24 protein-coding genes are annotated in these 26,958 nt (G+C 73.7%); 2 read left to right on the top strand and 22 right to left on the bottom strand.

The annotated features are described in order from the left end of the window. The first annotated feature begins 87 nt into the window (after window positions 1-87). The gene (locus tag WFH32_RS12740) at window positions 88-525 is read left to right on the top strand and encodes a nitroreductase family deazaflavin-dependent oxidoreductase (RefSeq protein ID WP_191796618.1); all 438 of its coding nucleotides are present in this window, start codon (window positions 88-90) and stop codon (window positions 523-525) included. A gap of 40 nt (window positions 526-565) precedes the next feature. Here the strand turns inward: WFH32_RS12740 and mshA are convergent, their stop codons facing one another. From mshA to dacB, 21 genes are all read right to left on the bottom strand, one after another. After that, window positions 566-1,801 carry a D-inositol-3-phosphate glycosyltransferase gene (gene mshA / locus WFH32_RS12735; protein WP_191796651.1) on the bottom strand — a complete coding sequence of 412 codons (1,236 nt, stop codon included), beginning with the start codon at window positions 1,799-1,801 and terminating at the stop codon, window positions 566-568. A gap of 29 nt (window positions 1,802-1,830) precedes the next feature. Then, a complete protein-coding gene (locus WFH32_RS12730) occupies window positions 1,831-2,988 on the bottom strand; it encodes a lactonase family protein (RefSeq protein WP_191796619.1) in 1,158 nt (385 codons plus the stop codon). A 104-nt stretch (window positions 2,989-3,092) separates the two neighbouring features. Beyond that, complete coding sequence (locus WFH32_RS12725) at window positions 3,093-3,428, bottom strand: histone-like nucleoid-structuring protein Lsr2 (protein ID WP_030144065.1); 336 nt, start codon at window positions 3,426-3,428, stop codon at window positions 3,093-3,095. Window positions 3,429-3,519: 91 nt separating this feature from the next. Then, window positions 3,520-3,714: a hypothetical protein gene (locus WFH32_RS12720; RefSeq protein WP_191796620.1), complete on the bottom strand. Its 195-nt coding sequence runs from the start codon at window positions 3,712-3,714 to the stop codon at window positions 3,520-3,522. 115 nt (window positions 3,715-3,829) lie between these two features. Continuing rightward, window positions 3,830-5,341, bottom strand: coding sequence for a lysine--tRNA ligase (gene lysS / locus WFH32_RS12715; protein ID WP_191796652.1), 1,512 nt, complete (start codon window positions 5,339-5,341; stop codon window positions 3,830-3,832). Window positions 5,342-5,465: 124 nt separating this feature from the next. Then, window positions 5,466-6,386, bottom strand: coding sequence for a carboxylating nicotinate-nucleotide diphosphorylase (gene nadC, locus WFH32_RS12710; protein ID WP_404822026.1), 921 nt, complete (start codon window positions 6,384-6,386; stop codon window positions 5,466-5,468). 165 nt (window positions 6,387-6,551) lie between these two features. Continuing rightward, entirely contained in the window at window positions 6,552-8,315 is a 1,764-nt protein-coding gene (locus WFH32_RS12705) for an L-aspartate oxidase (protein ID WP_191796621.1), read from the bottom strand. After that, window positions 8,312-8,740, bottom strand: coding sequence for an aspartate 1-decarboxylase (gene panD / locus WFH32_RS12700; protein ID WP_030144060.1), 429 nt, complete (start codon window positions 8,738-8,740; stop codon window positions 8,312-8,314). The genes WFH32_RS12705 and panD overlap by 4 nt, the downstream gene beginning before the upstream one ends. A 53-nt stretch (window positions 8,741-8,793) precedes the next feature. Continuing rightward, window positions 8,794-9,792, bottom strand: a complete 999-nt coding sequence (gene panC, locus WFH32_RS12695) for a pantoate--beta-alanine ligase (RefSeq protein ID WP_336707728.1) — start codon at window positions 9,790-9,792, stop codon at window positions 8,794-8,796. 5 nt (window positions 9,793-9,797) lie between these two features. Beyond that, window positions 9,798-10,766, bottom strand: coding sequence for a Rossmann-like and DUF2520 domain-containing protein (locus WFH32_RS12690; protein WP_336707726.1), 969 nt, complete (start codon window positions 10,764-10,766; stop codon window positions 9,798-9,800). After that, complete coding sequence (locus WFH32_RS12685; protein ID WP_336707724.1) at window positions 10,750-12,387, bottom strand: PH domain-containing protein; 1,638 nt, start codon at window positions 12,385-12,387, stop codon at window positions 10,750-10,752. The genes WFH32_RS12690 and WFH32_RS12685 overlap by 17 nt, the downstream gene beginning before the upstream one ends. Further along, complete coding sequence (locus WFH32_RS12680; protein ID WP_191796625.1) at window positions 12,384-12,974, bottom strand: PH domain-containing protein; 591 nt, start codon at window positions 12,972-12,974, stop codon at window positions 12,384-12,386. The genes WFH32_RS12685 and WFH32_RS12680 overlap by 4 nt, the downstream gene beginning before the upstream one ends. 57 nt (window positions 12,975-13,031) lie before the next feature. Next, a complete protein-coding gene (locus tag WFH32_RS12675; protein ID WP_191796626.1) occupies window positions 13,032-13,538 on the bottom strand; it encodes a DUF3180 domain-containing protein in 507 nt (168 codons plus the stop codon). Further along, window positions 13,538-16,147, bottom strand: a complete 2,610-nt coding sequence (folK, locus tag WFH32_RS12670) for a 2-amino-4-hydroxy-6-hydroxymethyldihydropteridine diphosphokinase (protein WP_336707722.1) — start codon at window positions 16,145-16,147, stop codon at window positions 13,538-13,540. The genes WFH32_RS12675 and folK overlap by 1 nt, the downstream gene beginning before the upstream one ends. After that, window positions 16,144-17,118: a dihydropteroate synthase gene (gene folP, locus WFH32_RS12665; protein WP_336707884.1), complete on the bottom strand. Its 975-nt coding sequence runs from the start codon at window positions 17,116-17,118 to the stop codon at window positions 16,144-16,146. Before folP ends, folK begins: the two co-directional genes overlap by 4 nt. Before the next feature lie 79 nt (window positions 17,119-17,197). After that, entirely contained in the window at window positions 17,198-17,809 is a 612-nt protein-coding gene (gene folE, locus WFH32_RS12660; RefSeq protein ID WP_404822027.1) for a GTP cyclohydrolase I FolE, read from the bottom strand. A 1-nt stretch (window position 17,810) separates the two neighbouring features. Further along, window positions 17,811-19,865: an ATP-dependent zinc metalloprotease FtsH gene (ftsH, locus tag WFH32_RS12655; protein ID WP_191796627.1), complete on the bottom strand. Its 2,055-nt coding sequence runs from the start codon at window positions 19,863-19,865 to the stop codon at window positions 17,811-17,813. A gap of 234 nt (window positions 19,866-20,099) precedes the next feature. Further along, a complete protein-coding gene (gene hpt / locus WFH32_RS12650) occupies window positions 20,100-20,654 on the bottom strand; it encodes a hypoxanthine phosphoribosyltransferase (RefSeq protein ID WP_030144051.1) in 555 nt (184 codons plus the stop codon). Between the two features lie 5 nt (window positions 20,655-20,659). Further along, window positions 20,660-21,820 (bottom strand): tRNA lysidine(34) synthetase TilS, encoded by a 1,161-nt coding sequence (gene tilS, locus WFH32_RS12645; protein ID WP_442946337.1) that lies wholly within the window; start codon window positions 21,818-21,820, stop codon window positions 20,660-20,662. 7 nt (window positions 21,821-21,827) lie between these two features. Further along, entirely contained in the window at window positions 21,828-22,949 is a 1,122-nt protein-coding gene (locus tag WFH32_RS12640) for a zinc-dependent metalloprotease (protein WP_191796629.1), read from the bottom strand. Between the two features lie 79 nt (window positions 22,950-23,028). Then, entirely contained in the window at window positions 23,029-24,435 is a 1,407-nt protein-coding gene (gene dacB / locus WFH32_RS12635) for a D-alanyl-D-alanine carboxypeptidase/D-alanyl-D-alanine endopeptidase (protein ID WP_336707717.1), read from the bottom strand. A 274-nt stretch (window positions 24,436-24,709) separates the two neighbouring features. Here dacB and WFH32_RS12630 point away from each other — a divergent pair, with 274 nt between their 5' ends. Beyond that, the gene (locus tag WFH32_RS12630) at window positions 24,710-25,213 is read left to right on the top strand and encodes an inorganic diphosphatase (RefSeq protein ID WP_056645206.1); all 504 of its coding nucleotides are present in this window, start codon (window positions 24,710-24,712) and stop codon (window positions 25,211-25,213) included. A gap of 105 nt (window positions 25,214-25,318) precedes the next feature. Here the strand turns inward: WFH32_RS12630 and WFH32_RS12625 are convergent, their stop codons facing one another. Next, a complete protein-coding gene (locus tag WFH32_RS12625) occupies window positions 25,319-26,758 on the bottom strand; it encodes a C40 family peptidase (protein WP_336707715.1) in 1,440 nt (479 codons plus the stop codon). Window positions 26,759-26,958 lie beyond the last annotated feature (200 nt).

Genomic DNA, 26,958 nt, shown 5'->3' with positions numbered 1-26,958 from the left:
AAATGGTCACCGAACATCTACGGAACGGGAATCCCTCACCGACGGGCGACACGGGAATGGTGACGCGCGCCACGCGTTGCACCAGGTATGCCGATCACCGGAGAGTACTCACCCAGCACGAGCGACTGGGCACGCAAGCAGGCCGACCTCTACGAGAGCTCGGGCGGGACCAAGGGCACCACGCTGCGCGGCATGCCCGTCGTGGTCCTGTGGACCGTGGGCGCGAAGAGCGGCAAGATCCGCAAGACGCCGCTCATGCGCGTCGAGCACGACGGCGACTACGCGGTCGTCGCCTCGCTCGGAGGGGCCCCGCAGCACCCCGTCTGGTACCACAACGTCGTCGCGAACCCCCACGTCGAGCTCCAGGACGGGCCCGAGCGCCACGACTACACGGCCCGCGAGGTCACGGGCGAGGAGAAGGCCCTGTGGTGGGAGCGTGCCGTCGCGGCCTACCCCGACTACGCGAGCTACCAGGAGCGCACCGACCGGGAGATCCCGGTGTTCGTGCTCGAGCGGCGCGACTGACGTCGACCGACCCGGGCCGGTCTGCGACGCCCGCCCGGGCTCAGCGCGGCCTGCGCGCCCGGGCCTCGGCCGCCTGCTCGTACACGGCGAGCATCGCCTCGGCCGTCGCGTCCCAGCCGTAGCGCTCGCTCACGCGCCGGGCGCCCGCCGCGAGCTCCGCTCGGCGCGCGTCGTCGGCGAGAAGGTCGCTCAGCGTCCGCGACCAGGTCCACGGGTTGTGGTCGGGGACCAGGATCCCGGAGACCCCGTCCTCGACGACCGTCCGCAGGCCGCCCACGGCCGCCGCGACCACGGGCGTGCCGGACGCCTGCGCCTCGGCCGCGACCAGCCCGAACGACTCGTTGTGCGACGGCACGGCGACGACGTCGGCGGCCCGGTAGTAGCGCACGAGCTCGTCGCGCGGCACCGGGGGCCGCACGATCACCTGGTCGGAGACCCCCATCTGGTAGGCCAGCGCCTCGAGCTCGCGCACGGCCGTCATGCGCCCGCTCGGTCCCCCGAGGACCACGAGCGTCGGCAGCGGCTCGTCGTGGTCCGCGAGGACGCCGAGCGCCCGGACCAGGACGTCAGGAGCCTTGAGCGGCTGGACCCGCCCCGCGAACAGCACGAGCCTGCCCGTCGTCGGCAGCCCGAGCGCAGCCCGCAGCGACTCCTTGCTCTCCCCCGGCGCGGGCGGCGAGAACAGCTCGAGGTCGACGCCCGGAGGCACGACGTGCACCTTCGCGGGGTCCGCCCCGTACTCCTCGACGAGATCCTTGAACTCCTCGGGCGTGCTCGCCACGAGCGCGTCGGCCTCCGCGACGACCTGCTCCTCGCCGATGATCCGGCCGAGCGGCTCCGGGGCGTCCCCCGGTGCGAGCGCAGCGTTCTTCACGCGGGCCATGGTGTGCATCGAGTTCACGAGCGGCACGTCCCACCGGTCGGCCGCGAGCCAGCCCGCCTGCCCCGACAGCCAGTAGTGCGTGTGCACCACGTCGTACCAGCCCGCGTCCCGCCGCGCCTCGGCCCGCAGGACCCCGGCCGTGAAGGCGCAGAGCTGGCCGGGCAGGTCGTTCTTGTCGAGGCCCTCGAACGGACCGGCCACGACGTGGCGCACCAGGACGCCGTCCTCGGCCTCGACCACGGGAGGCTGGGCCGACGACGTCGCGCGCGTGAAGATCTCGACCTTCGCCCCGCGCCGCGCCAGCGCCCGCGACAGCTCCGTGATGTACACGTTCATGCCACCCGCGTCACCCGTGCCGGGCTGGTCGAGCGGGGAGGTGTGCACCGAGAGCATCGCGATGCGCGGCGAGTCCTTCACGGCGCTCAGGCCTCCACGACGCAGGCCGGGACCGGGATCACGAGCTCGTCGACGAGCGTGCCCGCACCGTCCGCCCGGTCGATCCGCAGGACCGTGAGGTTCGACGAGTTCTGGTTCGCCACGACCACCAGGTCGGCCTCGGGGGTGCCGTCGCCCGCAGGAGCCAGCACCGCGAAGTGCCGCGGCCACGCCCCGCCGAGCGGGGTGTCGGCGAGGTGCTCGAGGACGGGAGCGGCGCCGTCGGGCCCCGTGACCGTGCGGGTGACCGCGAACGTCGACAGGACGTCCGCACCACGGATCGCGACGAACAGGCGCGAGCCGTCCGCGCTCAGAGCGACGTGCGACGGGTAGTTGCGGCCCCCCTGCGGGAGCGGGGCCGCCGTGGCCTCGACGGAGGCGGCGACCTCGAACCTACCGTCCCCCGCCGGGACCAGGACGTACACGCGCGCGTCGAGCTCGGTCGCGACGAGGAGCGCCGCGGGTGTGCCGTGCGCGCCGTCGAGGACCGCGAGGTGCCGCGGTCCGGCCCCACCCGGGAAGGTTGCCGCGACGCGGGCCGGGCCGCCGCCGTCGGGCCCCTCGGCGAGGGAGCGAACCTCCGCGAGAGACCGCGGGTACGCGCGCAGCTCGTCCGTGCCCAGGTCCACCACGACAGGCTCCCCCGCGACCTCCGCCACGAAGTGGGCGTGCGGCCCCTCCTGACGCTCCGTGTCCGGCCCGGTGCCCCGGTGCCCCAGGAGCAGCGGGGCCGTCGGGGCACCCGAGGCGTCGAGCGGGAGGACCGCGAACGTGCCGTCGCCGTAGTTGGCGACCCGCACGGCGTCGTCCGTCGCGACCAGGTGGCACGGGTACGTGCCCCCGCTCGGGACCGTGCCCAGCGGCGCGAGCCCCCCGCCCGGTGTGACCTCGAAGCCGCTGACCGCGCCCTCCTCGGTCTCGGACACCGCGTACAGGCGCGCGCCGTCCGGGGCGAGCGCGACGAACGACGGCGACGGCGTCACGGCCGCGAGCACCGGGTCACCCAGCTCACCCGTCGAGGCGTCGACCGACAGCCGCCAGATCCCCTCACCGCTCCCGGGCTCCGCGCCGTCGGGGTACGTGCCGAGCCAGAGGGTCCGCGAGTCCGCGCCGGAGGCCACGGACGACGTCGAGGTGGAGGTCATGACCAGAGCCTAGTAGCACCCGGACACGCGCCAGGGGCGTCCTGACCCGACCTCCGCGGTGCGGAGAACGGGTCAGGACGCCCCTGACGAGAAACGGCGAAGAATCAGTGCGCTGCGTCGTAGGCCTGCTGGACGTCGGCCGAGATGCGACCGCGCTCGCTGACCGTGTGACCGTTCGCGCGCGCCCATTCACGGATCTCCGTCGCCCGCGACGGACCCGCTGCGGAAGAACGCGCCTTGCGCGCTGCGGGACGAGCACCGCCGCGCGTGACCTTGCGTGCGTGACCGACCCACGACGCAAAAGCGTCACGCAATTCCTGGGCGTGAGCCGAGCTGAGGTCGATCTCGTAGGAGACGCCGTCGAGAGCGAACGTCACGGACTCGTCCGCCACTCCACCGTCGACGTCGTCGACGAGAATTACCTGGACCTTCTGTGCCACTGTGCTACCTCGCGTCTTCGAGAATTGTTGCTGGTATCTCGAAGTGTGCCATTACGAGGGAATGACGTCAAAGTCAAAGAGCGTGTCGCGGCTACGCAGAAGTCGGCGAAGAATCCCCCGCGGTCCGTGCAGCGATCTCGGCCTGCTCCGCCTGGGCGTCGAGCTCGGCCATGGCGAGGCGTTCGTTACGGTCGGCACGGATGATGGCGCGCATCGCGAAATAGAAGAGGATGCCGACCCCGATCGAGGGGATCAAGGCATAGACGGCCGGCCAGAAATCGCTCATGCGGGCCAGTCTACGACCGCCGGACGCGTGCGGGTTGCCGACCGTTCGGCCGGCACCCCGCACGCCGTCCGCAGGGTCCGCGTCGGTGCTCCTCGGGCGGTGACCCGCCCACGGTTCACTGCGCGGGCTTGACCAGCGGGAAGAGGATGGTCTCGCGGATACCGTGGCCGGTCAGCGCCATGAGCAGGCGGTCGAGCCCCATCCCCATGCCACCCGACGGCGGCATCGCGTACTCCATCGCTGTGAGGAAGTCCTCGTCGAGACGCATCGCCTCGTCGTCGCCCGCCGCCGCGAGGACCGCCTGGGCCTCGAACCGCTGGCGCTGGATCACCGGGTCGACGAGCTCGGAATAGGCCGTCGCGAGCTCGAACCCACGCACGTAGAGGTCCCACTTCTCGACCTGCCCCTTGACCGCGCGGTGATCACGCGTCAAAGGAGAGGTCTCGACCGGGAAGTCGCGCACGAACGTCGGGGCATACAGGTGGTCGCCCACCAGGTGCTCCCAGATCTCCTCGACGAGCTTGCCGTGCCCGGCACGCTTGGTGTCGTAGGAGATTTCGAGGCGTTCGGCAATCTTGGACAGGTGTTCCACAGATGTTTCCGGGGTGATCTCCTCCCCCAGCGCCTCCGACAAGGAGTCGTACATCTTGAGCTGTGCCCATTCGCCGCCGAGCTCGTACTGCTCGCCGTCCGGAAGCTCGACGGTCGTCGTTCCCAGCGCATCCTGGGCAGCACGCTGGACGAGGTTCTGGGTCAGCTCGGCCATGGTGTTGTAATCACCGTAGGCCTCGTACGCCTCGAGCATCGCGAATTCCGGCGAGTGCGTCGAGTCCGCGCCCTCGTTGCGGAAGTTGCGGTTGATCTCGAACACCCGCTCCACGCCACCGACGACCGCACGCTTGAGGAACAGCTCCGGCGCGATCCGCAGGTACAGCTCCATGTCGAACGCATTCATGTGCGTCGTGAACGGACGCGCCGCCGCACCACCGTGAATGGTCTGGAGCATCGGGGTCTCGACCTCGAGGTAGCCGCGCTCGTGGAAGTTCTCACGCAGCGACCGGACGACCGCAGCGCGCAGGCGGACCATGTCACGGGCCGCAGGACGCGCGATCAGGTCGACGTAGCGCTGACGGACACGGCTCTCCTCCGAGAGCTCCTTGTGCAGCACGGGCAGCGGGCGCAGCGACTTGGCCGCGATCCTCCACTCGTCCGCGAAGATGCTCAGCTCACCGCGACGCGAGCTGATGACCCGGCCGTGCGCGAACAGGTGGTCCCCCAGGTCGACGTCGGCCTTGAACGCCGCGAGCGACTCCTCGCCCACCACGGCCTGGCTCAGCATCACCTGGAGGCGGTTGCCCTCGCCGTCCTGCAACGTCACGAAGCAGAGCTTGCCCGTGTTGCGCAGGAACACGACACGGCCCGCCACGCCCACGACGTCGTCCGTCTCCTGGCCGCTCTCGAGGTGGTCGTACGCCGCGCGGACCTGGGCGATCGTGTGCGTGCGAGGCACCGAGACCGGGTACGCCTCCTCGCCCTGCGCCAGGAGACGCTCGCGCTTCTCGCGCCGGACCCGCAGCTGCTCGGGGAGGTCGTCCGTCTCCTCGACCTCCGCCGGGGCGGGGTTCACGACGGGAGCGGCATCGGCGGCGGGCACGGCGGCAGCAGCGGGATCGGGGGAAGTCACGCGACGATTCTACCGGGGCCCGGCGGGGCCGGTTCCGGCCGGCCCCGGCCTGGCCGGGGCCCGCGACTCAGCCGATCAGGTCGAGCGCGAGGTCGAGGATGGGTGCCGAGTGCGTGAGCGCCCCCACCGACAGGTAGTCCACGCCCGTCCCGGCGACCTCGCGCGCACGGTCGAGGGTCAGGTTGCCCGTCGCCTCGAGCTCGATCTTCACCGGGCCGCCCGGGGCACCCTCCCGCTCACGCACGAGCCGCACCGTCTCGGCGAGGACGGGCGTGGGCATGTTGTCGAGCAGCAGGAAGTCGGCACCCGCGTCGAGGGCCTCCAGGGCCTGGTCGGTCGTGTCGGCCTCGACCTGGATCAGGACGTCGGGGAACATCGCGCGGACGGCCTCGATCGCGCCGCTCACCGAACCGGCGGCGACGACGTGGTTGTCCTTGACCATGGCCACGTCGTAGAGCCCCATGCGCTTGTTCGTGCCGCCGCCGGCACGTACCGCGTACTTCTCCAGGGCCCGCAGGCCGGGGGTCGTCTTGCGGGTGTCGAGCACCTGCGCACCGGTGCCGTCGAGCTCGCGGGCCCAGGCCCTCGTCGCGGTCGCGACGCCGCTCGCACGGCTCGCGAGGTTGAGAAGGGTGCGCTCGGCGGTCAGGAGCACCTGGACGGGGCCCGTGAGGGCCGCCAGGACGCGCCCACGGGTCACTGCATCGCCGTCCTGGGCGGTGAACGTGACGGTCACGGGCGCCAGCCCGAAGCGCTCGGCCACCTGCCGGGTGACCTCCTCGACGACGACGAGGCCGGCCACGACCCCGTCGGCCCTCGCCACGAGGTGGGCGGTCCCCGTGCCCGACGGCGGCACGGTGGCCTGGGTGGTCACGTCCCGGCCGGGCGTGGGGCCGAGGTCCTCGTCGAGGGCGCGCGTGACGATGTCGGCGACCCACCGGGGGTCGAGACCGGGCTCGATGAGAGAGGGAGAGTTCACGGCGCTCACGCTACCGCCCGCCGAGGGTGACGGTGCTGCCCTCCGACCGTGACCACGCTGGTCGCCGAGGGTGAGGTCAACGAGCGCCGACGGTGACGGCGCGAAGGCCCGACGGTGACACCCACCCCGCATCTCCTGGTGGTCCTCGGCACGCACGTCACCCTCGGCGAGCGCTCAGACGACCCGCAGCTCGCCGTCGGCCCCCAACGTGATCTCGATCCGCCGCGCCCACGCCGGCTCGACCTCGGGGAAGTCCGTCCGGAAGTGGCCGCCGCGGCTCTCCTCGCGCAGGAGCGCGGCCTCGGTGAGCACCGTCGCGACCTGGTGGACGTTGGTCGTCTCCCACTCGGCCGTCTGCGGCGCGGCGACGACGTCCGTGGACCGGTGCGCGTCGGTGCGGACCGCCGCGAGCTTGTCGGCGGCGACGCGCAACCCCTCGCCGCTGCGGATCACGCCCGGTCCGGCCGACGAGACCGACTGGACCCGGGAGCGTGCCGCCGCCGGCACCAGGGCCGCCTCGCCGTCGCGCTCGACGGGCGTCCCGAGCGGGAGCTCGCCGGCCGCCACCCGGGCTGTGATCTCCTGGGCTGCGCGGTACGCGAAGACCAGTCCCTCCAGGAGCGAGTTCGACGCGAGCCGGTTCGCCCCGTGCACGCCGGTGCAGGCGACCTCGCCCACGGCGTACAGGCCGTCGAGCGTCGAGCGACCGTGGAGGTCGGTCACGACACCGCCCGAGTGGTAGTGCTGGGCGGGCGCAACCGGGATCGGCTCCTCGGTGAGGTCGATGCCCTGGTCGAGCAGCCGCTCCGTGATGGTCGGGAACCGCCGGCGCAGGAAGTCCGCACCGAGGTGGCGGGCGTCGAGCAGCACGTGGTCCGAGCCGGTCGCGGCCATCTGCCGCACGATCGCGTGCGCGACGACGTCGCGCGGCGCGAGCTCGGCCATGGGGTGCACGGCGGGCATGAACCGGTGCCCGTCGGTGTCGAGGAGGATCGCGCCCTCGCCCCGCACGGCCTCGGAGATGAGCGGGAGCTGTCCTTTGGCGCCCAGGCCGAGCCACAGCACGGTCGGGTGGAACTGGACGAACTCGACGTCGCCGAGCGTCGCCCCGGCGCGCAGCGCGGCGGCCATGCCGTCGCCCGTGGCCTGCGGCGGGTTGGTCGAGGAGCGGAAGACCTGCCCGATCCCGCCCGTCGCGAGGACGACCGCGCGGCCGAGGACGGCGCCGACGCCGTCGCGCGATCCCTGGCCGCGCACGTGCAGCGTCACGCCGCAGGCGCGCGGACCGCCGGGCTCGTCCGGGGACGTGGTGAGGACGTCGAGCACGAGCGCGTTCTCGATGACCTCGATCCCGGGGTCGGCGAGGACGGCCTCGAGCTGGGCGACGAGCGCCCGGGAGATCTCGGCGCCCGTGGCGTCGCCGCCCGCGTGCGCGATGCGGTCGGCGTGGTGCCCGCCCTCGCGCGTCAGGGCGATGTCGCCGCCGGGCGCCAGGTCGAAGTTCGCGCCGCGCGAGACCAGCTCGCGCACCCGCTCGGGTCCCTCGGTCACGAGGACCTCGACCGCGGCCGGGTCGCACAGCCCGCCGCCCGCGGCGAGCGTGTCCTCGAGGTGTGCGGCCGGGGAGTCCGAGGGGTCGAGCGCTGCGGCGATGCCGCCCTGGGCCCAGACCGTGGACCCGGACGACAGCTCGCCCTTGGTCACGAGCAGGACGCGCGGCACCTGGGTGCGCAGCTCGAGCGCGGCCGTGAGGCCGGCGATGCCGGAGCCGACGACGATCGCGTCGACCGTCGTCGTCCAGCCGGGGGCCGGGGCGGCGAGCCGCCTGGCCAGGCGGCGGGGCGCACGCGCCCTGGTTGCTGCCTCGACGGGAGCGGTGCCGGGGGCCGCGGCAGGCGCCCCCTCGGTGGAGACGTGCGCCTCCGCGGCCTGGGTCATTCGGCCGTGGCGGACTGGAACGGCGCGATGGGCAGTCCGCTGGGCTCGAGGTCGTACCCCTCGGGCACGAGGCCGGGCTCCTCGCTGACCTCGACGATGCGGTTGTCCCCGTCGACGAACACGACGTTCGGCAGGAAGTGGCGCGCCTCGTGGTCGGCGATCATGCCGTAGGCGATGAGGATCACGGTGTCGCCGGGGTGCACGAGGTGCGCGGCGGCGCCGTTGATGCAGATCTTGCCCGAGCCGCGCTCGCCGGGGATCGCGTACGTCGTCAGGCGTGAGCCGTTGGTGACGTCGACGATGTCGACCTGCTGGCCGGAGATGATGTCGGCGGCCTCGAGGAGGTCCACGTCGACGGTCACGGACCCGACGTAGTGGAGGTCCGCCTGCGTCACGGTCGCGCGGTGGATCTTGCCGATCATCATGGGTCGTTGCAAGGAAGCGGGGCGGCGCGTGCCGGCCTGCGGTCCCGTCTGGGTCACTGCGTGCCTCCTGGGCGGGCCGTGCTCGGGGCGGGGTCTGCCACGTCCACGGCCAGGTTGTCGATCAGTCGGGTGGTGCCCACGCGTGCCGCCACGAGCAGCAGAGCGGGTCCCACGTACTCCGGTTCCAGGTCGTCCACGGTAGTCGGGTCGACCAGTGCGAGGTAATCGACCACAACGCCGGGGTGCTCGTTGAGCATTCCCGAGGCCACCTCGATGGCCGCTGCGGCGCCCTGTCCGGCCGCCGCTGCGGCCGCTCCGGCACGCAGGGCCTGGCTCAGCGCGAGGGCGTCGGCCCGCTCGGTCGCGGAGAGGTAGGCGTTGCGCGAGGACAGTGCGAGGCCGTCGCCGTCGCGCACGATGGGGACGCCGGCGACCTCGACGTCGACGTCCAGGTCGGCGACCATGCGGCGGATCGCGAGGAGCTGCTGCGCGTCCTTCTCGCCGAAGAACGCGACGTCGGGCCTGGTCAGGTGCATGAGCTTGAGCACGACCGTCAGGACGCCGTCGAAGTGGCCGGGGCGGAACGCGCCCTCGAGCACGGTGCCGATACGACCGGACGTGACGCGCACGATCGGGTCGCCGCCGGGGTACATCTCCTCGACGGGGGGCGCGAACACGAGGTCCACGGCAGGGCGGCCCGGCGCGGGCTCGGGGAGCCCCGCGAGGAGCGCCACGTCGGCGTCGAGGTCGCGGGGGTACCGGTCGAGGTCCTCGCCGGGGCCGAACTGCAGCGGGTTCACGAAGACGGTCACGACGACCTGCCCGGTCGGCCCCACGCGCCCGCGCGCCGCGCGCACGAGCTGCAGGTGGCCGTCGTGGAGTGCGCCCATGGTCATGACGACGGCCCGCTCGCGGGCCTCGATCCCCGGGCCCGACGGCGTCGCACCGGGAGGCGCGTCGGCGGCGGCGCCGGCCGGAGCAGCCAGGGCCTCGCGCAGCTCGTCGCGCGTGCGCACGACACGCGGCCGAGCCGCCGCGGGGGGTGTGGGCACGGACATCACTGGCCTTCCTCGAGGACGTCGAGCAGCTCCTGGGCCTGGCGGGCGTCGATCCGCCCGGCCGCCAGGGCACGACTGGTGGCTCCGCGGCTGAGCTCGCGGTAGGACGCGGGGACGTCGGTCGCGGCGACGCGCGGTGCGGTCTCCTGCGCCGAGGTCACGGCCAGGGCGCGCAGCACCTCCAGGTGCTCCGCGACGGTCCCGACGTCTCCGCGGGACACCGGGCCCGTGAGTGCCGCGATGGCGCCCGGCCCCGCCCCTTCGGCGGCGTCGGCCGACCGGGTGGCGCCGTCGAGCGCCGCGGACAGCAGGGGGGCCAGCACGCGCCCCGGCTGCTCGATGCCCGCCGCCTCGAGGGCCTGCGCGGCCTGCGCGACGAGCACCACGAGGTGGTTCGCACCGTGCGCGAGGGCCGCGTGGTAGAGCCCGCGCGCCTCCTCCTCGACCACGACGGGCTCGCCGCCGATCTCGACGACGAGGGCCTGCCCGATGGGCTGGACGGGCGCCGGTCCCGTGACCGCGAACGTCGTGCCCTCGAGGCGCGACAGGTCGAGCGAGGTCCCGGAGAACGTCATCGCGGGGTGGATCGCGAGCGGGATGGCACCCTGGGCGCGCGCCGGGTCGAGCACGCGCGCGCCGTAGCGGCCCGACGTGTGCACGACGATCTGCCCGCCCTGCCACGCCCCGACCTCGGCGAGGCCCGAGACCAGGCCCGGGAGGGCGTCGTCGGGCACGGCGAGGAGGACCAGCTCCGAGCGTCGGACGACCTCCTCGACCTCCAGGACGGGGACGCCGGGCAGGAGGAGCTCGATGCGCTCGCGCGACGCCTCGGAGATGCCGCTCGCGCCGACGACCGCGTGGCCCGTGGCGCGCAGCGCGCTGCCCAGGACGGCGCCCACGCGCCCCGCGCCGACCACGCCCACGCCCAGGCGCCCCGGGCGCCGCCGCCCGTCACTCACGTGCGTCACCGATCTCGTCGTCCGGTGCTCCCGCGGCGGGCGGCGCCGTCTCGACGTACGGTGCCGTCTTCGCGTCGTCGTCCTCGATCGTCTCGACGACCGCCGCGACCTCGTCCCGCCGCATCCACAGCTCCGGCCCGGCGTGCGCACGGGCCTCGCGGGCGCGGCGCGCCTGCTCGTCCATGAGCGCTCCCGCGACGTGCTGATCGAGGTGCGGCACGGTCGGCGTGACCGGGCCGGGCACCGAGTGCACGGCGAACGTCGCGACGCCCAGGCGGCGCTGCCACGGCCCCTGCTGGAGCCCGAGCGACTGCGTGCGCTCGTGCGGCACGATCTCGACGCGGCGCACGAGGCGCCCCCGTCGCAGGACCAGGGCCCGACCCGTGACCGTGAACCCGTTGCGGCGCCACGCGATCGGGTCGAGGACGCGGGTCCGGCGCGGTGCCGTGGTGAAGTGCTCGCCGGCGTCGATCCCGGACAGGGCCTCGTCGAGCAGGGCGCGTGGGTCGGCCGTGCCGAGGTCCGGCAGGACGAGCCACACGGCGCCCAGCGCCTCGTCGCGCGTGCCGACGGGCAGCAGGACGCTGTTGTTGGTCGTGCCGTCTGCGCTCAGGCCGTAGCCCGCGACGTTGACCTCGACGCGCCACCAGTCTGCGCTGCGCCACAGGAGCCCCTGCGTGAGCCGGATGGCCTGCACACGGCCCGGCGGGATGGTCTGCGAGCGCGTCTCGAGCAGGCCGTGGCGCAACCGGATGCCGTCGGGCGAGATCGCGCTGCGGAAGTTGAACTCGCGCGTGAACCGGCCGAACAGGTAGCCGCCGACGCCCAGGACCAGCGGCAGCGCCGTGAACAGCGTGCCGATCTCGCGCGTACCGATCGCGACCCCGATCAGGCCGAGCACCGCCAGGACCAGGACGATCATCGCGACCGTACGGACCAGCGACCAGACGAGGCGGCCCGGCGGGACCTCCATGACGGGCTGCTCGGGCGCCTCCGGGGCTCCCAGGTCGACGTGCCCGACGACGGCGCCCGGCTCCGCCGGCATCTCGCCGGCAGGGGGCTCGCCCGGGCCGCTCGCGGACCCTCCACCCGGGACGGCCGTCCGCGCCGGCGCGCTCCCGACACGAAGCCCTGCGGCGCGCGCGAGGAGCTCGGCACGCAGGTGGTTGGCGTCGTCGAGCTTGAGGAAGCCCAGCTTGATGCCCGAGTCCGAACCGCCCGCGACCTCCAGCTTGAGCTCGGCCAGCCCGAACAGGCGGGCGACGAGCGGCTGGACGATGTCCACGGCCTGGAGCCGGTCGAGCCGTGCCTTGCGCTGCTGACGGAACAGGACTCCCGTGTGGAGACGGACGGACTCGTCGTCGATCGCGTACGTCGTCATGCGCCAGGCGAGCGCGGAGTAGCCGAGGCCGATGAGACCGACGACGACGATCCCGCCCAGGATCTGCCACCAGCCGTTGCCGGCCAGCATGTTCTGACCCGCGGGCAGGCCGTCCAGGGTCTGGTTGCCGACGATGACGAGGAGGACCGCGATGACGGACCAGCCCCGGACCACCGGGGTCACGGGGTGGACGCGGTGCCAGGTGAGGTCGGTCGGTGGGGCGTCGGGCTGCGTGGTGCTCTCGCTCATAGCCCGGCCAACCGTGCCTCTCCACGAGAGGCGAGACGGTCGCGCAGGCGCTCGGCCTCCGCCGGCTCCAGGCCGTCGATCGACGCGTCCGTCGCGGGCGACGCCGTGTGGAGCTGGACCTGGGCGATGCGGAACCTGCGCGCGAGCGGGCCGGCCTGGACGTCCACGTACTGCATGCGGCCATACGGCACGACGACGAGCGAGCGGAACATGACGCCCTTGCGGATCAGCAGGTCGTCGTCACGCTCGGCGTAGCCGATGGCCCGGACCTGGCGTGGCACGACGGCCACGCACCAGATCCCGATCACGAGCGCGACGGCCGGCACGATCCACAGCCAGACCAGGCTGAACACGAGCGCGAACACCGCCCCCAGCACGAACGGCACGAGCAGGAAGATGCCGACCGAGAGCAACCGCGCGGTGATCAACCGGCTCGACACGCCCTGCCAGTGCACGCCCGGTGGGTCGAAGGGTCCGCTGGGGACCTGGCCGGTCGGGGCCTGGGCGGCCGGGTCGGTCGCTGGGGTCTGGCCCGGTGCTGGGTCCTGGTCCGGTGCGGGGGCCAGGTCGAAGGCGTGGTCCGTCATGTCCCCATCTTCCCATCCGGGCGCGGCCCGCGCGTCGGCCGGAAGACCGACCTCGGGTCAGGCCGTGGCGCCGGCCTCGGGATCGGCCTCACCGGTGCGCGACCGTCCGCCGTTCGCGGGGTCGGTGTCGTCGGGCGGTACCTGGCAGAACTTCTCCACGACGAGCCCGACGACGGCGAGCACCACGGCGCACAGGGCCGCGACCCCCGCCGCGATCGCGCGGTCGCGCCGCGCCTCGATCGCGAGGTCCCCCAGCACGGCGACGACCTGCGCGAGGTACCAGCCCGCGAGCAACGAGCCGGTGAGGGCCGCCGCCTTGGCGAGCACGAGCGTCCGGGCCGCTCGCAAGGGGTCGAGCGACGGACGCCGCCCCTTGAGGTAGGACCGCACGGCCCAGCCCGCCCAGAACACGGCTGCGGCGAGCGCGACCAGGGCCACGTCGACGATCCAGGGCACGTGCGGCAGGTACGTGCCCCGACGCTCCAGCCCGACGACGACGAACCACCCGATCAGGGTCGTGGCGACCGTGACGAGCAGGAGCGTCGTGACCTTGGTGCGTTGCATCAGCTCGACGGACCGCGCAGCTCGGCCGGGAAGGACATGGGCACGCCCGTGATGGGGCCCTGCTGCGTCGGCGAGGCCGGCTGCGAGCCCTGCTGCTCAGTGGTCACCGGGGCCTGCTGCGGCTCGAACGGGCTCGGGGCCTGGTGCACGGGGTGGAACTGCGGGGTCACCGGCTCCTCGGACGCCACAGGTGCCGGCGCGGCCGGCGCCGCCTGCGCAGGCACCGCCTGGGCCCGCTGCTCGACCGCCGGGGCGGACTGGGAGACGTCGGACCACAGCGGCGGGACCTGGGCGTGCGGCGGTTCCTGCCCGTCCTGCGGGTGCACGGGGTGGAAGGCCGGGACGAACGGTCCCGGTTCCTCCACGGCCCGCTCGGGGTGGGTCTGTGCCGGCGGGGCCTGCGGCGTCGGTGGCTGGACCGGCGCCGCAACGGGCTGCTCCGGCACGAACGGGTTCGCCGGTGCCTGCGCGGGCGTGTGCCCGGCGGGCGCGCCGGCGTCCTGCGGGGGCGCAGGTGGCGTCGCACCGCCGGGAGCGGGCGGCGGCGTGGAGGCGGTGGTCTGCTCGGGCACGACCGCGGCTCCCTGCGCCTCGGAGGCCGGCTCCGCCTGAGGCGTCGGCGCTGCCGCAGCGGGAGCCACCGGGGCCTCGTCGGTACGGGCCGCGACCGGGGCGGGCTCGGGCTCGGGCTCGGCGTCGGTCAGCCAGTCGAGAGCGAGCCAGCGGATGCCGCCGCGGTCCGGCGCCGTCGCGGCCAGCGCCGCGACGGGGCCGCCGCCCAGGCCGGGCAGCACGGCGTCGGGGGCGATCTGCGCCCACGGCTCCAGCACGAAAGCTCGCTCGTGCGCCCGTGGGTGGGGCAGCTCGAGGTCCTCCGTGAACTCGGTGACCGTGCCGAAGACGATCAGGTCGACGTCGAGCGTGCGCGGTCCGTTGCGCTCGGCACGGACCCGCCCGTGGGCGTTCTCGACCCCCTGGATGGCGTGCAGGAGCGCACGCGGCGCCAGGGTGGTCCGGGCCAGCAGGATCGCGTTGAGGTAGTCGGGCTGCTCGGGTCCCCCGACGGCCGCGGTCCGCGCGAGCGGCGACACGTCGGTGATCTCGAGGCCGGAGATCCGGTCGAGGTCGGTCACGGCGTCGCGCAACGTCTGCTGGGCGTCCCCGAGGTTCGCGCCCAGCGCCAGCACGACCGGCACGAAGCCCGTGGGGGCCTCGTCGAGCCGGTCGAGCACAGGGGCCGGTACGGGCTCCGGCTCGGGAGCAGCCTGCGCCGCGGCGGGTGCCTGCTCGGCCGGCGCCGCTGCGGCCCCCGGGGCGGCCGGTGCCTGGGTGGCTTCCGGAGCGGCGCGCACCGGCAGCGGTACGGGGGCAGCGAGCGGCTCCGGCAGCGGCGGGACCGGTCCCGTGTCGACGTTCGACGCCTCGGCGGCGAACGGCGCTGCCGGGGGTGCATCGTGCCCGGACGTCGGGAGGGGCTCGACCGGGACCGGTACGGCGATCGGCTGCACCTGGTCGTCCGGGACCTGCTCGGCCGGAGCGGGCTCGGCGGCGACCTGGTGCGTGACGGGTGCGACGTCGTCGGGCAGGGCGTGGGCACCGGACGCATCCGGACCGTCGACCGCGGGCGCCTCACGCTCCGTGGGCGCGTCCGGTGCTGCGAGGGTGGCAGGGGTCGCGGGGGCGTCCGGCACCGCAGGCTGTGCGGCGGGGGCGGGAGTCTCCACGGCGGGTGCGGCGGCCGGTTCCACGACCTCCGACGACGCCGCGACGGCCTCGTGGAAGGACACCTCGGCAAGGGGTGCCGGCTCGACGGCGGCCTCGGGGGCCGGCGCGTCGGGCTGAGCGGCGGGCTCCTCCACGACGGGCTCGAAGGTCTCCGCCGGGGCGCTCAACGCGTCCTCGGGAGCGCTGTAGAACGAGTCGAGGGCGTCGACGAACTCCTGGTCGGACACCCCGCCCGTGTGCGGCGCCTCGTCGGCGGCCGGACCGAGGTCCTCGGCGGTGGCAGCGAACACGCCCTGGTCCGGTGAGCGGTCCGGTGCCGGTGCGGGAGACACTGGCGGGATCGACGGCGGCATGACGACGTGCTGGTCCTGCGGCGCGGCCGGCTCCGTGACGGCGACGTTCCCGAGCACGGCCGGGGTGATCGACCCGACCGGGATGGGCACGACGCGGGGGACCTCGTCGGCCACGACCGGGACCTTGACGCGGTCACGACGGACGACGACCTCGACGTCGTCGAAGGGCACGGCGATGGGCGCCTGCGGCTTGTGCACCGCCACGTCGACCGCGACGACCGCCGGGTGGCGCAGCGCGACCGCGGCGACCCGTTCGGCGACCGTCTCGATGAGGTCGGCGGGCGAACCGGCGAGCACCGCGACGACGTCCTCGGCGACGACCGCGTAGCTCACGGTGTCCGCGAGGTCGTCACCGGCCGCGGCCGGGCGCGTGTCGAGGTGCAGCACCACGTCTGCACGGAAGAGCTGCCCCTCCAGGCGCTCGTGCTCGAACACGCCGTGGTGGCCCGTCGCGCTGAGCCCCGTGAGCCGGATCTGGTCGAGCGGGCGCCCGTCGGTCCCCTGCACCGCCCCTGCGAACGCTGTGCTCACGTCGTACTCCTGTCGTCGCTGTCGTTCGTTCCGTGGTCGTCCGTGCTCTGCCCCGCCTGCCCCACGTGGTCCGTCGTCGCAGGCCAGGAGCCGTGACCGGCGCCGCCTGCCCCCGCGGGGGCCCGGAGGGACGACGTCATGACGACCGATCCCCCGCTGGCATCCTCCCCTGTGCGACCGGCCCGAGTCCACGCGGCAGCGACCCGCACGGCATCGGCCGAGGCCCGGACCGCGTGCACGCGCACGCACCAGGCCCCTTCCGCGGCGGCGAGGGCCGTGATCGCGGCGGTCGCCGCGTCCCGCTCGAGCGGCGGGGCGGGCGTGCCGTCCCGCCCGGCGAGCAGGTGTCCCAGGAAGCGCTTGCGAGACGCGCCCACCAGCACCGGGAACCCGAGCTCGCGCAGGGCGCCCAGGTGCGTCAGGAGGGGCCAGTTCGTGGAGCCCGCCTTGGAGAAGCCGAGGCCCGGGTCCAGGACGATCCGGTCGTCGCGCACGCCTGCCGCGCGCAGCGCCTCGACGCGCGCGGCGAGCTCGTCCCGGACGTCGGTCACGACGTCGTCGTACACCTCGAGGTCGTCCATGACGTCCGCGTGACCGCGCCAGTGCATGGCCACGAAGACTGCACCGGTCCGGGCGGCGACCGCGGCCATCTCCGGGTCCGCGAGGCCGCCCGAGACGTCGTTGATGATCTGGGCGCCCGCGGCGACCGCCTGCTCGGCGACCGTGGCCCGCGTCGTGTCGACGCTCACCACGGCTCCCCGGTCCGCGAGGGCCGAGATCACGGGCAGCACCCGGGCGAGCTCCTCCTCGACCGGCACGCGCCCCGCGCCCGGGCGTGTGGACTCGCCCCCGACGTCGAGGACGTCCGCCCCCTCGGCCAGCAGCTCGAGGCCGTGCTCGATCGCCGCGCGCGGCTCGAACCACTCGCCGCCGTCGGAGAAGGAGTCGGGCGTGACGTTGACGACTCCCATGACGAGCGTCCGGCCGATCCCCGCGAAGGGCGGACCGGGGAGCGCGCCGTCGTGCTGTGTGTACCGCACTGCTGCGTGCCTACCGTCCCAGGATCAGGCTCATGGCCTCGGCGCGCGTGGCGCCGTCGCGCATCTGGCCGCGCACCGCCGACGTCACCGTCCGCGAACCCGGCTTGCGGACGCCCCGCATGGACATGCACAGGTGCTCGCACTCGACCACGACGATCACGCCGCGCGGCTCGAGGTGCTCGACCAGGGCGTCGGCGATCTGCGTCGTGAGGCGCTCCTGCACCTGGGGGCGGCGCGCGTAGACGTCGACCAGCCGGGCCAGCTTGGACAGGCCCGTGATGCGGCCGTCGGCGTTCGGGATGTACCCCACGTGAGCGACGCCGTGGAAGGGCACCAGGTGGTGCTCGCACGTCGAGTAGACCTCGATGTCCTTGACCAGCACCATCTCCTCGTGGCCGAGGTCGAACATGGTGGTCAGGACGTCGCCGGGCTCCTGGCGCAGTCCCGCGAAGATCTCGCGGTAGGCGCGGGCGACCCGGGCGGGGGTCTCCTGGAGGCCCTCTCGGTCCGGGTCCTCCCCCACGGCGAGGAGGAGCTCGCGCACCGCGGTGCGCGCCCGCTCCTCGTCGTACTCGGGGACGTCGGCCGCGGCCCGCAGGCCCTGCTCGGCCCGTGCTGTCACGTCAGACCTGCCCGTCGTCGACCATGCGGTCCGCGGGGACCTCGCCGATGCGCTCGGGCGGGAGCTCGTCGTTCGCGGCCGCGGCCTCGTCCTGCGGGACGACGATCGGCTCGCCCAGCGGGTCCTTGGGCATGGCGGCCTTCTCGGCGTCGGTCAGGACCGGAGGACGGTGCGAGACGGCGCGCTGCTCGCTCGAGAGCCAGACCTCGCGGGGGTCGCGCTTGACGACCGGGGCGAAGATCTGCGCGAGCTCGGCCTGGTTCAGGGTCTCCTTCTCGAGGAGCTCCAGGACCAGGTGGTCCAGGACGTCGCGGTACTGGACGAGCACCTCCCAGGCCTCGTCGTGCGCGGCCTCGACGAACCGACGCACCTCGTGGTCGACCGTGCCCGCGACCGACTCGGAGTAGTCACGCGTGTGGCCCATGTCGCGGCCCATGAAGGGCTCGCCGGCGCCGGTGCCGAGCTTGATCGCACCGACGCGCTCGCTCATGCCGTACTCGGTGACCATCTTCTTGGCGATCGCGGTCGCCTTCTCGATGTCGTTCGAGGCGCCCGTGGTCGGGTCGTGGAACACGAGCTCCTCGGCGACACGGCCACCCATCGCGTAGGCGAGCTGGTCGAGCAGCTCGTTGCGCGTCGTGGAGTACTTGTCCTCGAGCGGCATGACCATGGTGTAGCCCAGGGCGCGACCGCGCGGCAGGATCGTCACCTTGGTCACGGGGTCCGTGTAGCGCATGGCCGCGGCGACCAGGGCGTGACCGCCCTCGTGGTACGCCGTGATCTTCTGCTCCTTGACGTTCATCACGCGGGTCCGCTTCTGCGGGCCGGCGATGACGCGGTCGATGGCCTCGTCGAGGGCGCGGTCGTCGATGAGCTGGGCGCCCGAGCGCGCGGTGAGCAGCGCGGCCTCGTTGAGGACGTTGGCCAGGTCGGCTCCCGTGAAGCCGGGGGTCCGGCGGGCGACGGCGGCCAGGTCGATCTCGGGGACGATCGGCTTGCCCTGCGCGTGCACCGAGAGGATCGCCTCACGGCCCTTGAGGTCGGGGGCCTCGACCGCGATCTGCCGGTCGAAGCGCCCCGGACGCAGCAGCGCGGGGTCGAGGATGTCGGGGCGGTTCGTCGCGGCGATGAGGATGACGTTGGTCTTGACGTCGAACCCGTCCATCTCGACGAGGAGCTGGTTCAGGGTCTGCTCGCGCTCGTCGTGCCCGCCGCCCATGCCGGCGCCGCGGTGACGGCCCACCGCGTCGATCTCGTCGACGAAGATGATCGCCGGCGAGTTCTCCTTGGCCTGCTGGAACAGGTCACGCACGCGGCTCGCGCCGACGCCGACGAACATCTCGACGAAGTCGGAACCCGAGATCGTGTAGAACGGCACGCCGGCCTCGCCCGCGACCGCGCGCGCCAGGAGCGTCTTGCCGGTCCCGGGAGGCCCGTAGAGCAGCACGCCCTTGGGGATCTTGGCGCCCACGGCCTGGAACTTGTCGGGCTCAGCGAGGAACTCCTTGATCTCGTGGAGCTCCTCGACGGCCTCGTCCGCACCCGCGACGTCGGCGAACGTCACCTGCGGGGTGTCCTTGGACGCAAGCTTGGCCTTGGACTTGCCGAAGCCCATGACCTTCGAGCCGCCGCCCTGCATGCGGGACAGCAGGAACCAGAAGACGAGGCCGATGATGAGGAACGGCAGGATGAGCGAGAGGGCCGACGCGAGGAACGAGGGACGCGCGATCTCGGAGTTGTAGCCCTTCGGGGGGTCCGCCTCCGTGACGGCGTTCACGACGGCCTCGCCCTGGGGCGCGACGTAGAAGAACTCCACGCTCTTGCCCTGGGACTTGCCGTCGACCTCGTAGTCCTCGGTGAGCGTCAGCTGGACACGCTGGTCGCCGTCGACGATGAGGGCCTGCTCGACCTTGCCGTCCTTGAGGAGCTCGAGGCCCGTCGAGGTGTCGACTCGGTGGACGCTGGGCCCGGACAGCGCCATGAAGGCGATCCCGAGGATCGCCAGGCCCACGACGATCCAGATGATCGGTCCGCTGAGAATCTTCTTGATGTTCATCGGCGACGGGGACGATCCCCCGTATCCCTCCACTCGCGCAATGGTTCCGCCAGTGAAGTTACACGCACAACCTGGCAGTTGGCTGGTCTGTTCGCCCAGGGCGTTGCTTCGACGAGCGACGTCCGCAACGGGTGGCGGCCGGGGCCGCGGGCGGCCCGCGGGTGACGCGAGCAGGGCGCACGGCGACGAGCCGTGGTCCCCTCCCCCGTCACCGCACGGGCACGGTGGAGCGCGTCAGGACGAGTAGACGTGCGGGGCGAGCGTGCCCACGAACGGCAGGTTGCGGTACTTCTCCGCGTAGTCCAGGCCGTAGCCCACGACGAACTCGTTGGGGATGTCGAAGCCGATGTAGCGCACGTCGACCTCGGTCTTCGCGGCGTCGGGCTTGCGGAGCATCGCGGCGACCTCGACCGAGGCAGGGCCACGGCTGCGCAGGTTCGACAGCAGCCACGACAGCGTCAGGCCCGAGTCGATGATGTCCTCGACGATGAGCACGTGACGGCCCGTGAGGTCGGCGTCGAGGTCCTTGAGGATGCGCACGACGCCCGAGGACTTGGTGCCCGACCCGTACGACGAGACGGCCATCCAGTCCATCTCTACGTCGTGGTGCAGCAGGCGCGCAAGGTCCGCCATGACCATGACGGCGCCCTTGAGCACGCCGACGAGGAGGAGGTCCTTGCCCGCGTAGTCGCGGTCGATCTGCTCGGCGAGCTCCACCAGCCTCCCGCGGAGCTGGTCCTCGGTGAGGAGGATGTTCTCGAGGTCGTTGCCGACGTCGGATGAGTCCACGGGTTTCACTCCTGTGCTGGTTCTGCTGGGGTCTCGGCGGGCACGGTTCGCTCCTGCGAGGGGGTACGTGCGGGCCGTAGGAAGAGTCTCCCACGGGTCCGCAGTGCCCGGAGGTCGCCCGGCAGGTGAGCGGGCCCCTGGCCGCGCCAGTCGGTGATCATCGCGTCGAGCGTCGCGACGTGGCTCGCGAAGAGAGACCCGGCGGGGCTCCCGGCCTCGGCCGCGGCGCGTCGCAGCGCCCGACGGCGGAGCGCGGCCGGGGCGGACCGCAGCACCTCGGTGTCGAGCACCACAGGGGCGAGGCCCGGGCGAGGCTCCGCGTCGGCAGGGTCGACGACGCGCGCCTCGTCGAGGAGCCGGCCTGCGAGCTCGTCGAGGAGGTCGGCGTCCTCGCGGAGCAGGTCGGCGGTCCGGGCGAGCGTGACCGCGACGCCCGGTCCGAGCACGTCCTCGAGGACGGGGAGGACACGCGCACGCACCTGCGAGCGCAGCGGCAGGGGCGCGGCGGGCGCTTCCTCCAGTGCGCTCGCGGCCGGCGCGGCACCCGAGATCGTCGCGCCCCTCGGGTCCGCCGGGCGGCCCGGGGACGGCACGCCGTTCGTGGGATCGGTCCACCAGGTCAGGCCGTTCGCGGTGCACACGTCCTCGGTGTCGGTCCGCCGCAACCCCAGGAACGGACGACGGTAGGTCCCACGGACGGCGGCCATGCCCGCGAGGGACCGGGCCCCGGACCCGCGCGCGAGCCCGAGCAGGACGGACTCGGCCTGGTCGTCGAGGGTGTGCCCCAGCAGGACCGCCGCGGCCCCCGTCCGGTGAGCGACGTCGTCGAGCACGGCGTAGCGCGCGTGGCGTGCCGCCGCCTCGAGCCCGCCCGCGCCCGTGACCTCGACCCGCCGGACCTCGACCGGGTCGAGCCCGAGCGCACGGCACTGCGCCGCCGCGACGGCCGCGACCTCCGCGCTGCCGTGCTGGAGCCCGTGGTCGACCACGACGGCCCCGGCGCGCAGCCCGTCGCGCGAGGCGACGAAAGCCGTCGCGGCCGTGAGCGCGAGCGAGTCCGCACCGCCCGAGCAGGCCACGAGCACGAGCGAACCGGGGACGAGGTCCCGGAGAGCGCTGCGCACGGCGCGACGCGCTGCCGCCTCGGCAGGACGAGGACCGACCACCGGCGCGTCAGCCGTGGACCCGGCGCACCCAGGCCCCGGGGTCGGCGATCTCGCGGGCGGAGGGCAGGTGCTCCGGGGTCGACCAGACCGCGTTGAGCCCGTCACGCCCCACCTGCTTCTCGACCGCGCGCACGAACGCCGCACCGTCGCGGTACTGGGCGAGCTTGGCGTCCATGCCGAGGAAGCGGCGCAGGACCGTGTCGAGCGTGCTGCTGCCCTGCCCGTCGCGGCGCGCCTCGAACTGCGCCCGGATACGGCGCACGGTGGGGACGGTCGCACGCCCGACGGCGTCCATCATGACGTCGGCATGCCCTTCCAGGAGGGCCATGACCGCCGACACCTCCGCGAGCGAACGCTGCTGGTCGGACGTGAGCAACCCGTGGGCGACCCCGCCCTCCTGCCCGCGAACGGCCCGCAGGACGACCCGGCCGGCCGTCGTGAGCTTGTCGCGCAGACGCGCCTCGGCGAGCTGCCGCGAGGACTCCGAGAGGCCGACGAGCAGCTCACGGGCCGAGGCCCGGAGGTGCTCCGCGAGCCACGGGGCCGCGGCGAACTGGAGCGCGTGGGTCTGTTCGTGCAGGCACACCCACAGGCGGAAGTCCGCGGGGACCAGGTCGAGGTCGCGCTCGAGCTGCAGGACGTTCGGAGCGACCAGGAGCAGGCGTCCGGGAGCTGCCGAGCCGTGCGCGCTGTACGGGTCGAACTGGCCCAGGACACGGCTCGAGAGCGCCGCGAGGACCGCTCCCACCTGTGCCGCCCCGACGAGCGCCGTGGTCGCCGACACGGGCTTGTCGCCCGGGCCGGTGAGCGACTCCGCGACGCCGTCCGTCAGGCTCGCCATGACCTCGGTGTTGGCCCGGGCCCACCGCGACCGGTCGACGACGAAGACCTCCGAGAGGGCCGCGGTCGGGTCCTCGCCCGCCTCGGCGTGCGAGACGCTCCTGCTCGGCGCCATGCGCGTGACGCGCAGGACGTGCGGCACCGCGGCGGACGCCGCCTCGCGCAGCCCCTCCACGAGGACGGCGAGCTCGTCGCGCGAGGCGGTCGGCCCGGGGGGTGCGACCCGGGCGGCGATCTGCGCGGCAGAGGTCCAGTCGACGAGCGGCGCGCCGACCACGGAAGACGTCATCGCCCCACCGTAGCCGGTGCGCGGGACCGGGCGACGGTCACCGTCGGGCTGCGGCCGCGTCACCCTCGGCGGGCGGGCGTCAGTCCTTCGGACCCACCAGGCTTCCGACGAACCCGTCCATGAGCTGACGCGCGCCGTAGGTGCCGCCCTCGGGCAAGGCGTCCGCGAGGAGCACGAACACGAGCTGACGGTCCTGCTCCGTGACGACCGTCCCCGCGAGCGACGTGACGTTCGGCAGGCTCCCCGTCTTGGCGCGGACCACGCCCCTGCCGGGCGAGGAGAGGTAGCGGTCGTCGAGCGTGCCGGACAGACCCGCGACGGGCAGCCCGACCGCGCCCGCGCGCAGGCCCGGCTGCTCAGGGTCGGCCAGGAGCTCGACGACCGCCGCGAGCTGCGCGGCCGAGACCGCGGACCCGTCGCCGAGCCCCGAGCAGTCGGCCAGGACGGCCCCCGTCAGGTCCACCCCGAGGCGCGAGACGCTCGCGCTCACCGCCTGCGTGGCGCCGTCGAACGTCGCGGGCAGCCCCGCGTCGATCGCGACCAGGCGACCCACGACCTCGGTGATGGTGTTGTCCGAGTGCTGGAGGAAGTACGCGACGATCTCGCTCAGCGGCGCGGACTCGACCGACCCGAGCACCTTGGCCGTCGAGGCGGACTCGCCCCGCGAGGGAGCACCCTCGACCGTGATGCCCAGCTCGGTGAGGCGCGCCGCGAGCACCTCCGCCGCGGCGAGCGACGGGTCGGCGCTGCGCTTGGCGTACTCCGCGTCGCTCAGGCGGGCGATGTCGACCGCGACCGAGGTCACGGGGGCGATGTAGCCCGCCGCCACGTTGCCGGGGAACACCGCGGGGCTGACCGTGGGACCGGCGAAGTAGCGGTCGTCGACCACGAGGCGCACGGTCGTCCTCCCGGTGAGCGTGAGCTCGCCCGCGACCTGCGTCGCCAGGTCCGCCATCCCCGCCCGGCCGTTGACGACCAACGGGTCGCCCGCACCCGCCGCGAGCATCATGTCGCCGCCACCGACCAGGGCGATCGTGCCGGCGTCGACCTCGACGACCTTCGTGGTGAGCGTCACCTCGGGCCCCGGGGAGGCGAGGGCCGCAGCCGCCGTGAAGACCTTCTGGGTCGAGGCCGGGACCATGAGGGTGTCGGCGCCGCTCTGCGCGAGCACCTCACCCGTGATCCGGTCCATCACGACGCCGCCCACCCGGCTGCCGAGCCGTGGGTCCTCGACCAGCGCGTCGAGCGAGGCGGAGATCGCCGCGGCGTCGGGCAGCGGAGCCGACTCGTCGAGGACCGGGAGCGTCTGTGCAGGTGAGGCGGAGTCGACGGCACCGGGAGGGCTCGGGAAGGGCGTGGCAGGGGCGACCGCGGGAGCCGTCGTCAGGACGCCGGGAACCACGTCGTACGCGTCCGCCGTGAGGTAGCCGCCCGCGAGCACCACCACGATCCCAGCCGTGATCCCGGTGCGTGCAGCCCAACCCATCTCGTCCCTCTTCCCTCCTGCCGTCGACGCCCAGGGGGGCACCGCTCACGTGCGCATTATCACCCAGGAACCACGGAGTCCCCCGGGTCCGGCCACCGCCGTCCCAGGCCGTTCGTGTCACACTAGAGGGCGCATGCTGGCCTGGAACCTCGTGGTCCACACCGCCCGGCCGGGTTCACCGGTCGGAACGGCCGGGGCCGCGTGCGCACGACAGCCGATTCACGACCGCCACACCGCGACCGAGCGGGTGAGCCGGTTCAACTGGAGGAGAACAGTGGAGTTCGACGTCACGATCGAGATCCCGAAGGGCCAGCGCAACAAGTACGAGGTCGACCACGCGACAGGTCGCATCCGCCTTGACCGCATGCTGTTCACCTCGACGCGCTACCCGGACGACTACGGCTTCATCGAGGGCACCCTCGGTGAGGACGGCGACCCGCTGGACGCCCTGGTCCTCCTCGAGGAGCCCACGTTCCCCGGCTGCCTGATCCGTTGCCGCGCGCTCGGCATGTTCCGCATGCGCGACGAGGCCGGTGGCGACGACAAGGTCCTGTGCGTGCCCACGGGCGACCAGCGCGCTGCCTGGCGCCAGGACATCGACGACGTGTCGGACTTCCACCGTCTCGAGATCCAGCACTTCTTCGAGGTCTACAAGGACCTCGAGCCGGGCAAGTCCGTCGAGGGCGCCCACTGGACCGGCCGCACCGAGGCCGAGGCCGAGATCGAGCGGTCCATCCAGCGCGCGATCGACAGCGGGTACCACACCCCCGGTCACTGACGACGCCGCTCGTCGGACGCACCACGCCGACGACGACAGAAGGCCCGGACCCCCGCGAGGGGGTCCGGGCCTTCTGTCGTGGCGGCTCGTGGTGGTGTGCGCCGGTCAGGGGCGGCCCGCGTACGGCATGGTGTTCGTCCAGCGCACCGGGGTGATCCGGACGGGCACCCCGGGCTGCGAGGCCTCGATCATCTGACCGCCGCCCGCGTAGATCGCGACGTGCCAGATCGTGCTCGGGTCCTGCGTGTTCCTGCCGTAGAAGATGAGGTCCCCGGGACGGAGCTGGTCGTAGCCGACCTTCGCCACCTTCGCGTACTGCGAGCGAGAGGTCCGGGTGATGTTGACGCCTACGCTCGACCACGCCTGCGACGTGAGCCCCGAGCAGTCGTACGCGGGGCCGTTGCCGCCCCAGAGGTAGTCGGCGCCGATCTTGGTCCGCGCCCAGTCGACCGCGGCCTGGCCCTTGGCGGCACCCGATCCCGGGGGCGTCACGGGCGGCGTGACCGGCGGGGTCACCGGCGGAGTCACCGGCGGCGTGACCGGCGGGGTCACCGGCGGAGTCACCGGCGGAGTCACCGGCGGCGTGACCGGGGGCGTCACGGGTGGCGTGACGGGCGGGGGCACCGGCGGCGCGACGCTCCCCCCGCCCGACGGCGGGGCCGTCGGGGTTCCGCCCGTGCCCGGAGACGGCACGTTCTGGCCTCCACGGTCCCCCTGCGCCTGCTCCTCGGCCGCCCGCCGACGCTCGGCGTCCAGGGCGTCCTGGCGTGCGCGTTCCTCCTCGACGGTCGTGGCCCGTGCCGCCGCGAGGTCCGCGAGGAGCTCGTCACGGCGCGCCGTCGCGGCCCGCACCGCACCGTCGATCCCCTGCTGCGCCTGCAGGGCCGTGGCCAAGGTCTGGTCGGCGCGCTCGCTGGCGGCGGCACGTTCCTCCTGGGCCGCGACCGACCGTGCCCGTGCGGAGTCCGCCAGGGCGCGCGCCGTGCGGTGCCCGTCGGCGACCGCCTGGACCTTGCGACCCGTGAGCCGCTGCGCCTGCTCGGACGCGACGATCTGGTCGAGCTCGTCGGCGTCGAGCACGACGCGCAGCGTGTCGAGGGAGCCACCGGACTGACGCGACGCGCGGTACGTGGCCCCCATGGCGGACCGCGCTCCGGCCTCCCCGGCCTCGGCCTCGTCGAGCGCAGCCTGCGCAGCCTCGACCTCGGCCTTCGCCGCGTCGAGCTCCATCTGCGCGTCGGTCGCGTCCTCGGCCGCGAGGCCCGCGCGCATCCAGGCGTCGTCCTGCTGTCCTGCGAGGACCGCGAGGTCGGCCTCGATCTGGGCCACACGCTGGTTCACCGAGCGTTCGTCCTGCTGGGCCGAGCGGGCGTCGTCGTCGGACGGGTCGGCCTCCGCGATCGGGGCGACCCCACCGGTGAGCGCGAGGGCCAGGGTCGCGACGACCGCGAGGCGTCCAGCGCCCCGGGGCGCCCCGGTCTCCTGGGGTGCGCGGCGCCGTCGGGCGGGTGTCGCCTGCTGGGGGGAAGGCTGCGAGAGCGTCACGCTCCTCCTATGCGTCGTCGGGACTGTCGGCCGCACCGGCGGCCGTGGGGCCGCGGTGGCGGCCGACGTCCAGTCTCTCCGGCGCCCCGCGGGGAGGCGACTCGGTACACGGGTGAACAGAGGCCGCCCCTGGGTGAATGTCGACCCTGCTGGTCTCGCATGGCGAGATGGGGGTATCGCCGGATGAGATGCCGACCTAC

It is taken from the genome of Oerskovia sp. USHLN155, assembly GCF_037145535.1.
Taxonomy (GTDB): Bacteria; Actinomycetota; Actinomycetes; order Actinomycetales; family Cellulomonadaceae; genus Oerskovia; species Oerskovia rustica.
Note: the sequence above shows the minus strand (reverse complement) of the source record. Positions and strands in the feature narration are given on the sequence as shown.

Coding starts and splice junctions, on each gene's coding strand:
- WFH32_RS12740 (WP_191796618.1), top strand. CDS start 88: ATGCCGATCACCGGAGAGTACTCACCCAGCACGAGCGACTGGGCACGC.
- mshA (WP_191796651.1), bottom strand. CDS start 1,801: ATGCTCTCGGTGCACACCTCCCCGCTCGACCAGCCCGGCACGGGTGAC.
- WFH32_RS12730 (WP_191796619.1), bottom strand. CDS start 2,988: ATGACCTCCACCTCGACGTCGTCCGTGGCCTCCGGCGCGGACTCGCGG.
- WFH32_RS12720 (WP_191796620.1), bottom strand. CDS start 3,714: ATGAGCGATTTCTGGCCGGCCGTCTATGCCTTGATCCCCTCGATCGGG.
- WFH32_RS12705 (WP_191796621.1), bottom strand. CDS start 8,315: ATGACCCAGGCCGCGGAGGCGCACGTCTCCACCGAGGGGGCGCCTGCC.
- panD (WP_030144060.1), bottom strand. CDS start 8,740: ATGATGATCGGCAAGATCCACCGCGCGACCGTGACGCAGGCGGACCTC.
- WFH32_RS12685 (WP_336707724.1), bottom strand. CDS start 12,387: ATGAGCGAGAGCACCACGCAGCCCGACGCCCCACCGACCGACCTCACC.
- WFH32_RS12680 (WP_191796625.1), bottom strand. CDS start 12,974: ATGACGGACCACGCCTTCGACCTGGCCCCCGCACCGGACCAGGACCCA.
- WFH32_RS12675 (WP_191796626.1), bottom strand. CDS start 13,538: ATGCAACGCACCAAGGTCACGACGCTCCTGCTCGTCACGGTCGCCACG.
- folP (WP_336707884.1), bottom strand. CDS start 17,118: ATGGGAGTCGTCAACGTCACGCCCGACTCCTTCTCCGACGGCGGCGAG.
- ftsH (WP_191796627.1), bottom strand. CDS start 19,865: ATGAACATCAAGAAGATTCTCAGCGGACCGATCATCTGGATCGTCGTG.
- WFH32_RS12640 (WP_191796629.1), bottom strand. CDS start 22,949: ATGACGTCTTCCGTGGTCGGCGCGCCGCTCGTCGACTGGACCTCTGCC.
- dacB (WP_336707717.1), bottom strand. CDS start 24,435: ATGGGTTGGGCTGCACGCACCGGGATCACGGCTGGGATCGTGGTGGTG.